The sequence below is a fragment of the Fimbriimonadaceae bacterium genome (assembly GCA_019638775.1).
Taxonomy (GTDB): Bacteria; Armatimonadota; Fimbriimonadia; order Fimbriimonadales; family Fimbriimonadaceae; genus JAHBTD01.
The window spans coordinates 1-9,165 of the sequence record JAHBTD010000038.1 but is presented as its reverse complement, the minus strand read 5'-3'; the positions used below and the strand labels follow the sequence as shown (position 1 = coordinate 9,165).

Below are 9,165 nucleotides of genomic sequence, written 5' to 3'. Positions count from 1 at the left end.
TTCGACCAAGGTAGTCACGATGGTCTCCAGCGTAATGCCGTGCAATGGATCGCGGGGATGAGCAATCGTCATGCTGTGATGGTGTATAGCATGCACCATGATGGAAGGGCGAATGGACTACCATTCTATGGATGCGGCCCAATCTCGACAATAGAGTGTGTCAATGCACAGAGCCACGGCAACATGCTCATGATCTTGTCAGATTTTTCCAAGTTGCATTTGGCGCACAGGATTCGAACGTTCTGCGCAGAAAGACTGCTTCCGCCCTTTGAATAGGGGATGTCGTGATCGTAATGAAGATTCTTCTGAAAGCCACACTGGACACACTTGCCCTGATCTCGTTTCCAGACTTCGACCTTCACATGGGTCGGAATCAGCCGTCTGTGTGGCAGCTCCGTAACGCGGCCAAACGGCTTCTTTTCGACGGGCTTGAGGAAAAACTGGAAGACTTTTCTCTTTTCTCCCCGCAACGTAAAGTGTGCGTCGAACAACTCAAAAAATCCCTTGTAGCACCATACTCCGACAGCAATTTTTTCGTAGACTTTCACCAACTCAGCTTTTTTTCTCAGACCGCGCTGAAAATCCATGGCCGCCTTAAAAAATCGACCATTCTCCGTCCAAGTCCCCTTCGGCGTTGTGATCGGTTGATCAACCTCCTTGGGATTCGGACAATCTCTTGAGCGCGGCTGATCATGACCTTCATACACGAGAATACCCGTCACCTCATCAACGATATCTCGATAGGGAGCATTCACTCGCTGAGACATGAGGAGAATGGAATAGTCCTTTCCGACGCCAAAGTTCATTCCCTTCTGGAGCATCAATTTCTCAGCCCCGACCAGGTCCCCATAACTAATGATGTCATCAACATTCATACGGCCCCCATGGTAATACCATCAGGCTGTGGAATTTACCGCCCAGAACAGTATACGGCAAGGGATTATACGCCAAGTAGGCATCCGGCCACTGTATCTGAACAAACCGCCTCTACGCGCTTGCGCAGTAGACGCACGATCGCGAAACAATAATGTCGGCATCCTGCTATAGTGCTCGTGTAAGTGCATGGCACCGGCCTGAGCAGGCTAGCCATCTGCACACACCACGAATCCCCACGCTGTACCTCACACCCACTCACCAAGGAGGCTCATCATGCAGAAGGCATTGATTGTCGCTCTCGCAGTCACCGCCGGTCTCGGAGCTGGCTCGGTTTCGTCCCATCTTCCATTGGCCCATGCCGATGGCCTCATCATTGAAGGCAAAGAGGCGATGAAGGGCACCGGCAAGTCTTTGACGGAAGCCACAGGCAAACTCAAAACCGATGCGACGCAAACAAAAGAAGACGCGAAGAAATTAGATCTCGACAAAACCAAGCAGGGCGTCGGACAGGTCAAGGGAGACGTCAAGGACATCAAGGAGGGCGCCAAGGGAGCATTGACCAATCCGCTGGGCAAATAACCGCCCCGGCTCTGACTGCGCGCATCGGACGGGCACATGCCGATCGTGCGCGCCCCCCAGCTGCTCCATTTCCTATTCTTCCTACGGATGGGGGCTGGGTGATCTCCTACTGCGCGCCGTCCAACGAGGGCCTTCTCAGGCCGCGCGTTGCGCGAGCATAGGAGATCATCCAGCCCCCATCCCCCCCTCCTTGCCCCCGCCCCTTTGCGACTGCTAAAAGAAAGGGTTACCATCCAGCGACGCCAAGAGACGCTCCGTCCCTTGTTCCGTTGGCACCTACATCACCCAAGAGAATCGCTATGTCCCTGCCGGTTGAGCATTCCGCAGCAGACGAATTACGGCGCGAGGTCTTGCGACGGCGCACATTCGCCATTATTTCCCATCCGGACGCCGGAAAGACCACGCTGACCGAAAAGCTGCTGCTGTATGCCGGGGCGGTCCACCTGGCCGGTGCCGTGCAGGCCCGCTCCACCCAGCGCCAAGCCAAATCGGACTGGATGGAACTCGAACAGGCGCGCGGCATTTCGATTACGTCCACGATGCTGCAGTTCGACTATCACGGCGCACGAATCAACTTGCTCGACACGCCGGGACACCAGGACTTCAGCGAAGACACCTATCGAACCCTTATGGCGGTGGATAGCGCCGTCATGGTCCTGGACGGGGCCAAGGGTATCGAACCGCAGACGAAGAAACTCTTCGCCGTTTGTCGCAAACGCGGCATTCCGATCCTGACCTTCATCAACAAAATGGACCAGCCCGGACGTCACCCCTTCGACCTGCTCGATGAGATCGAACGCACGCTGGGCATGACGGCCGTCCCGTTCAATTGGCCGATCGGCGAAGGATCCGGCTTTCAAGGCGTCTACGATTTCCAACAGCGCCAAGTGTTGTTTTTCCAGCGCACCTCGCACAACCAACGGCGCGCCCCGATGACCGTGGAGACCTTCCCCAACCCGAAACTGGCGGATACCCTCGGCGAGGCCTACGGTCCGCTGCAGGAAGAAATCGGCCTACTGACGGGCGCAGGCACCTCCTTCGATCGCGACCGATTTCTCGCCGGTGAACTCACGCCGGTGTTCTTCGGCAGCGCCCTGACCAATTTCGGCGTCGGCCCCTTCCTCGATGCCTTCACCTCCCTTGCGCCACCTCCGGGCCCCCGGCACAGCGCCCAAGGCCTGGTGCAGCCGACGGATGAGACCTTCTCCGGCTTCGTGTTCAAGATTCAGGCGAACATGGACCCGCAACATCGCGACCGCATGGCCTTCCTTCGCATCTGCTCCGGCCGCTTCGAAAAAGACATGATGGTCTATCACGCCAGATTGGGCCGGAAGATCCGGATGACGCGTCCGCATCGGCTCTTCGGCCGCGACCGCGAAACGATCGACGAGGCCTACCCCGGCGATGTGGTGGGGCTGGTGAATCCGGGCCTGTTCACCATCGGCGATACGTTGACCTCCGACTCCAAGCTCAGCTTCGATCCCATTCCGCATTTTCCTCCCGAATGTTTCGGTCTCTTGCGGACACAGGACATTTCCAAGCACAAACAGTTTCAAAAAGGCCTGAAGCAGCTGGAAGAGGAAGGGGTCATGCAGATTTTCTACTCACCGGACCACGTGCGCCGCGAGCCGGTGCTGGCTGCGGTGGGTGAACTGCAGTTCGACGTCGTCATGTCGCGCCTGGAGCACGAATACGGCGTGAAAACCTCCGTCGAGCGCATGCCCCACACCATGGCCCGCTGGATCGTCGGGGACCCCACCGCCATTGCTGCGGTCTATTGGCCATCGGATACCGTCCGCCTCGTGGATCAGCAGGGACGCGGCGTCATGTTGTTTACCACCGAACACCTGCTGGCCTATTGCGTCAAATCGAATCCTTCCATCAAATTCCTACTGCGAGAAGAAGTCGCCGGCCAGTAAGATTGACGGCCGAACACCACTCCCTTGCACGACGTGGCAGCGCCACGCCCCTCATCGTGTACGCCGGTCCGTCTCTTGACACCGGCAGGAGTGTCCAGTATGACTGGACACTCCTGCCGGTCTCGTTTACACCTGACATGGATGCCCGTTCACGGATCGATGCACCATCGGACAACCGGCTCTTGAGCGCACGGTTATGAGACGCGACGATCACAGGGGAATCATCGCCTTCGCGACGCTGGCCGTCTTCCTTGCCGGCTCTGCCATCCTCGTACTCACGGGGGTGACGACGATCCGCCACCTCCTGGACAACGTCATCTCGGCCTATCTGCTGGGCTGGGCGTTGTACGGCATGTTCAACCGGATGCCGCTCTCGGAAACCGGAACGCGCTTCCTTCTTACGACGGGCTCGCTCGTGTTCTGCTGGGTGCTCGCAGAAGGAGCCGTCCTGCTCGGTCTCGTCGATTACCGTGTCCTCTTCGGTTCGTACGAATCCGGAACGGCGCTGAGCGTGGCGGGACGACGGTTCGACAAGGAACTGTTGTGGCGACACGATCCGCACTATCGCTATGAAGCGCCGTACCAAGGCAACATCGGTCGAGCGCTCTGCATCCCTCCGGATCCTGCCCGAACGGTCGCTGTCCGTTATGATCGAAACGGATTTCGTAATGCCCGCGACCTCGACTCGGCCGAGATCGTCGTGATCGGAGATTCATACATGGAGGGCTACTTCACGCCGGACGAACGTGTGATCACGACCCGGCTGAGTGAATTGCAAGAGAAGTCCGTCGCCAATCTGGGACACTCAGGGTATGGGCCTCAACAGGAATTGGTCGTCCTGCAACGGTTCGGCTTCCCCCTCGCACCCCAAACGGTGGTCTGGGCATTTTTTGAAGGCAATGACTTCTTGGATGCGGAGCGCTACGAGGAGAAAGTACTCCGATCAGGCAACGGCTGGTGGCAGGATTTCTGGTTTCGGTCATTGAGCAGAAATGTCTCGGCTCTTCTGTTCCGGTCGGAGCAGCCATGCACGCCGGATGAGTCCCTGAAGGAGCTCCGCGCCGAGTTTCTCGACAGCATGCACCGGACGACGACCGTCTTTTTTGCCTCCGCCGAAGTGGAGCGGGTCTCAGAGCCGACTCTTCGCAAAGCCGTTGCTCCGATCATCCGGGCAGCGCAACTCTGCCGCGACCGGAATATCCGTTTCCTGGTGGCGTTTGTGCCGGAAAAATTCCGCGTCTACCACGATCTCCCAAACCTAGCCTTGTCGACAGCCGCGATCCGTCAATGGCATGTCAGCGACGTACCCGGTCGACTCCAGCGACTGTTGGCGGACGCAGATCCACGTATCGAGTATGTCGACCTCACCCCGGCCCTGAAAACCGCAGCACGCTCCGGCATTCCCACCTACCTGCCGGACGACACACATTGGACAGATGAAGGAAACCTGGTGGCCGCCGACGCAATTCACCGCGCGTTACAGAAAGGCTTTCCCGCTGAGCTTCCACCGCGCAACCCATGACGTTGGCCGCACGACACTGCAGCCGCCACGACCATCGTCAAATGTGTTATAAGGATCTAGCATCTCCGGACCCCCCGGCGACCTCCGGAAAGCTGATGCGAGCACGATCACACCTCTTGCTGCCCTTAGCGCCTCAGGCTAACTCGGCCTAGGTGCCTTGCCCGCTCTCACAGGGACTGACGTTTCCACGCCCTCCGTGCAGCAGGACCGGCACGGATGACCGAGCGTCGCACACCGACGCGATCGGCGATCGGTCCGCCTGACAATCACGATACACACTGAGGCCGATACCGGTTTCGAGGAGAAGACCCATGCCGAAGGCAAGAACCGCAAAAAACTGTTACTGCTGCGAAGCCGACGATCGAATCAAGATGACCTTCATGATCTGCGCCTTGTGCCACCGACCATTCTGCAGTGCTCATGGCGTGCCCGACTTGGAGCAATGCACCAAGTGCCTGGAGGCGAGCGAAGAAACGGAGTAAGCCTCACAGGATGCTGAAACATTCTGTCAGCCGCGTGCTCGCATCGCTCGCCGATTCGTGCATCGTGACACGTTTCTCGTGAAGAGACGGCATCCGGCTTCGACACGAGAGACGAATCCCACATGCTCGAACCGGCCCCGGGAAGCACGACTCGTCAGACCGACGGTTTCTTTTTTTTCTTCTTGATCCCCACCATCACCGACACCCGCGCCTGTCGCGACAGGGCCTGATCGATCCGGCTTTTCCCGTTGGTCGTCAGAATAACCAGCCCGTTATGGTCTTCGATGCGTTGCAGCAGGTGTGCGGCACCGGCATCCGCATACGGACTTCCACCCCCGCGTCGCGTGCCGAACAACGCATCGGCCCCGTCGAAAAACAGGATCGAACCGCTGCGCTCCGCGTCGTCGAATACCCGGTTGATATTCTTTTCGGTTTCCCCGACCCGCCGACTCACCAGGGACGACAGATTCACTTTCGACAGGTCGAGCTTCAGTTCCTCCGCCACCAATTCCGCTGCTTTGTTCCGGCGGAGCGGGGTCGAGCCGGAGAGCACCACCACTGCCACGGTCGGCCGCTTCGGGCGAGCGGACCGGTTACGCCGCGCAGGTGCCGTCTGTTTCGTCACCGATGGGGTCACGACCTGCGTGCGGCTCTTCTTGGCAGGCTTTCTCGCCGGCTGCTTCACTCTGGTATCAACCATGGCTCCCTTTCTTGCCCCATTCACCGGCGAGAATCTCGCTCGCCCGCGTGACGGCTTCGTTTCATGATGCTCCAGTCGCGCTCACCGCTTCCTATCGAAGCCGGAGTCGCGCCATTTTTCGAGGAGGGCGATACGCCGCTCCAACTGCGGAATCGTGGCCTGATCGACTCGCCCACCGGTCCGCTTGATCAGCTCCGCATTGAGCTGTCGATGATCCACTCCGCACTTTCGCGCCACGGCCCCGACCAGCACGCGATGTCTGTCCCGCAAGCTGTTCTTCTGGTCGTGCAGCGCCACCGCCGGTTCCGGCTGCCCCTTGCCTTCGCCGGACGACTCACCCTCCTCGGCGCCGATCAAGGCATCGAGACGAGCCACGCCGTTCAACGGGATATATTCCTTCAACGACGTCGCGGCGGTCCCGAAGAGGGTTCGCTGGACGGCCGGCATGATGTCTTCGAGCACATGATCCCGCTCGACCTTGATGCGCTTGGCATAATGCACCAGCGTCGCATCCTTAGGTAGGTAGAGCCAGGCCCGCTGCGGTTTCGGCACCTTCTCCTGCATGCGCACGAACCGCCCGACCACCTGACGAAAATACATCTCCGTTAAGACGTTGGTGGCATAGACCCCGACCCGCAAGCGCGGAATATCGACGCCTTCGCTGACCATGTTCACCGCCACCAGCCACTGCTGCTGCTTGTGATGGGCAAAGGTCTCGATGGTTTTAGAAGCGGACGGATCGTCCGAGACGGCCACCTGCGCACGTGTACCCGTGATCTTCTGCACGAGGTCGGCCACCTGCCGGGCATGGTCTTGGTTCATGGTCACGATCAAGCCCCCCGCGTCCGCCTGCTCCTGTTTACGGAGTCGCTGTAGTTCGGCATGGGCATCGCTCAACACCGGCCCCAGCCAGCTCTCCTGGAGCAACGCCGTCTTCAGCCGCTCGCGTTGGCGCTCGAAGGTCAACCCGTCCTCGAACGTGGCTCGATGCTCGCGCCCATCGGAGAGCCAGGTCAGTTCCCCTTCATAACTCGGGAAGAGAATCGGCCGGCACACCCCGTCACGGATGGAATGGGAGTAGCCGTAGGTAAAGTCCGCCTGGCTCTCACCCTGCTCGTACCGCACGTAGGGGATGGGATTGTTGTCGGAGCGAAACGGCGTGCCGGACAGGGCGAGGCGAAACACGGCTTCCCCGAACGATTCGCGCAGGGCCTTACCCCAATCCTTGCCGTCTCCGGCATGGTGTAACTCGTCGAGAATCACCAGCGTCTTGCGGCTCCGGCAGGCGCGGCGAAACACGTCCGGCGCCAAACAGACTTGCTGATAGGTTACGACTGCGCCGTGATAATCCCGTGCCTCCAGCGCCTGCTCGTTCGACAAGGCCGGATCGAGCTGAATGCCGACCTGACCGGCGGCGGAGGCCCACTGTGTCCGCAGATGGTTCGTCGGACAGACCACCAGCACCCGTCCGGCGCTGCGAGCAGCCAGATAGTGATGGGCAATGCGCAACGCAAAGCGCGTTTTGCCTGCCGCCGGCGTGGCCGTCACGAGATAGTCCTCGCGCGGCCGTGCCAACACATCGGCCACCGCGCGAGCCTGCCAATCACGAAGCACGGCTTTCCAAGGGGCGAGGGTCACCGCCATAGCACCACCAGGCGTGTCCGGTGCCTTGCCTCGAACCACGAGTGGCGCCGATTCTGCGCCGTCCCGCCCATCTCTCCGGTCTCTACGCACATCATACAATTCCCATCCGCAGTGGTCCGCAGCCGGGGGCTTCCACGAAGACGATCAGTTTGTCACGACGATGAAGATGAGGTGTGGCGTACACGCGGCCGACAGGCCCTCACGTCACGGAGGCAGCCGGTCACGGCATGGGAGAGACACATCATATCTACGCGGGATGGTATCGCAAAACCAGCCGGGCAACAAGAGGCCGACGAAGCCGCCGCTACCCTTGAAACGCCGGCGCCGTGGTCGCATACTCACGGCACCACGCCATGTCGACCGAGCGTCCAGAAGCCACCCACCCGCTCCATGCCTTGGAAGCGGACGCCGTCTTGCGCGCCATTGTGCAGGGCACGGCGACGGAGACCGGCCACGACTTTTTTGCCGCTCTGGTCCGCAACCTCGCCGACGTCTTGGGGACCCACGGAGCCTGGGTGACGGAATATTTTCCGGAATCCCGCCGCCTGCGCGCCCTCGCCTTTTGGATGGATGGCCAGTGGGTGAAGGATTACGAGGTCGACATCGCAGGGACGCCGTGCGAACGGGTGATCGACAGCGCCACCCTCGTCCATTTCCCGGACCGCATTCTGGAGATCTATCCGCAGGAAGAGGAGTTGCGACAGGCCGGGGCCGTCAGCTACATGGGGGTGCCGCTCAAGGATCACAACGGCGCCATCTTGGGACACCTGGCCGTCATCGACCGACGCCCCATTCCCGAAGAACCGCGCATCCATGCCATCTTCCAGATCTTCGCCGCGCGGGCGGCCGCCGAGCTGCGACGCCTGCGGGCCGAGGCCGAGGTCCGGGATCGGGAGGAAACCGTGGGGCGGCTCCTTGGAAGCGCGATGGACGCCATCATCGAGCTGGACGACCAACTGCGGATCACCCGCGTCAATCCGGCCACCGAACGGGTGTTTCGTTGCAGCGGGTCCCGGATGGTCGGCCAGGACTTCCGGCGGTTCATGACCGACGAAGACGCCCGGCGCGTGAGCAACCTGCTCGCCGAACTGGACACCCGCCCCGAAGGAGAGCGGTCTCTCTGGATTCCCGGCGGCCTCACGGCCCGTTGTCCCGAAGGCGGCTCCTTCCCCGCTGAGGCTACGCTCTCCCGGTTCGAGTTGCACCGCCGCACCGCCACAACCGTGATCCTCCGCAACGTGCGCGACCGCATCGAGGCTGAACACAAGATCCGCTCGTTGACCGTAGAGACCGAACTCCTGCGCGAAGAGCTCCAGTCGCGTCACCCGGGTACACTGATCGGGGAAAGCCCGGCCCTGCGCCGGGTGCTGGACGACATCGCGCAGGTCGCGCCGACGGACGCCACGGTCCTGATCGTCGGCGAAACCGGCACCGGCAAGGAGT

The 9,165-nt window shown here is 60.5% G+C and carries 9 protein-coding genes; 5 read left to right on the top strand and 4 right to left on the bottom strand.

The window, feature by feature from the left end:
• A partial coding sequence (locus KF784_18710; GenBank protein MBX3121097.1) for a VF530 family DNA-binding protein occupies positions 1 to 99 on the bottom strand: 99 nt, incomplete at its 3' end.
• A 26-nt stretch (positions 100 to 125) separates the two neighbouring features.
• Entirely contained in the window at positions 126 to 875 is a 750-nt protein-coding gene (locus tag KF784_18705; protein MBX3121096.1) for an HNH endonuclease, read from the bottom strand.
• A gap of 274 nt (positions 876 to 1,149) precedes the next feature.
• On the opposite strand from KF784_18705, the gene KF784_18700 reads away from it, so the two are divergent.
• From KF784_18700 to KF784_18685, 4 genes are all read left to right on the top strand, one after another.
• On the top strand, positions 1,150 to 1,455 hold the full coding sequence (locus KF784_18700; GenBank protein MBX3121095.1) for a hypothetical protein: 306 nt from the start codon (positions 1,150 to 1,152) through the stop codon (positions 1,453 to 1,455).
• Between the two features lie 299 nt (positions 1,456 to 1,754).
• On the top strand, positions 1,755 to 3,374 hold the full coding sequence (locus KF784_18695) for a peptide chain release factor 3 (GenBank protein ID MBX3121094.1): 1,620 nt from the start codon (positions 1,755 to 1,757) through the stop codon (positions 3,372 to 3,374).
• A gap of 196 nt (positions 3,375 to 3,570) precedes the next feature.
• Complete coding sequence (locus KF784_18690) at positions 3,571 to 4,896, top strand: hypothetical protein (GenBank protein MBX3121093.1); 1,326 nt, start codon at positions 3,571 to 3,573, stop codon at positions 4,894 to 4,896.
• A 311-nt stretch (positions 4,897 to 5,207) separates the two neighbouring features.
• Positions 5,208 to 5,378, top strand: coding sequence for a hypothetical protein (locus KF784_18685; GenBank protein MBX3121092.1), 171 nt, complete (start codon positions 5,208 to 5,210; stop codon positions 5,376 to 5,378).
• Between the two features lie 154 nt (positions 5,379 to 5,532).
• Here KF784_18685 and KF784_18680 read toward each other — a convergent pair whose 3' ends face one another.
• Complete coding sequence (locus tag KF784_18680) at positions 5,533 to 6,078, bottom strand: AAA family ATPase (GenBank protein MBX3121091.1); 546 nt, start codon at positions 6,076 to 6,078, stop codon at positions 5,533 to 5,535.
• 81 nt (positions 6,079 to 6,159) lie between these two features.
• Positions 6,160 to 7,722: a DEAD/DEAH box helicase family protein gene (locus KF784_18675; protein ID MBX3121090.1), complete on the bottom strand. Its 1,563-nt coding sequence runs from the start codon at positions 7,720 to 7,722 to the stop codon at positions 6,160 to 6,162.
• A gap of 353 nt (positions 7,723 to 8,075) precedes the next feature.
• On the opposite strand from KF784_18675, the gene KF784_18670 reads away from it, so the two are divergent.
• Positions 8,076 to 9,165: PAS domain S-box protein (locus KF784_18670; GenBank protein ID MBX3121089.1), on the top strand; the 1,090-nt coding region annotated here is incomplete at its 3' end.

Bases quoted from the DNA above. Each gene is read 5' to 3' on its own strand.
- KF784_18705 (MBX3121096.1), bottom strand. From the start codon at position 875: ATGAATGTTGATGACATCATTAGTTATGGGGACCTGGTCGGGGCTGAG.
- KF784_18700 (MBX3121095.1), top strand. From the start codon at position 1,150: ATGCAGAAGGCATTGATTGTCGCTCTCGCAGTCACCGCCGGTCTCGGA.
- KF784_18695 (MBX3121094.1), top strand. From the start codon at position 1,755: ATGTCCCTGCCGGTTGAGCATTCCGCAGCAGACGAATTACGGCGCGAG.
- KF784_18690 (MBX3121093.1), top strand. From the start codon at position 3,571: ATGAGACGCGACGATCACAGGGGAATCATCGCCTTCGCGACGCTGGCC.
- KF784_18685 (MBX3121092.1), top strand. From the start codon at position 5,208: ATGCCGAAGGCAAGAACCGCAAAAAACTGTTACTGCTGCGAAGCCGAC.
- KF784_18680 (MBX3121091.1), bottom strand. From the start codon at position 6,078: ATGGTTGATACCAGAGTGAAGCAGCCGGCGAGAAAGCCTGCCAAGAAG.
- KF784_18675 (MBX3121090.1), bottom strand. From the start codon at position 7,722: ATGGCGGTGACCCTCGCCCCTTGGAAAGCCGTGCTTCGTGATTGGCAG.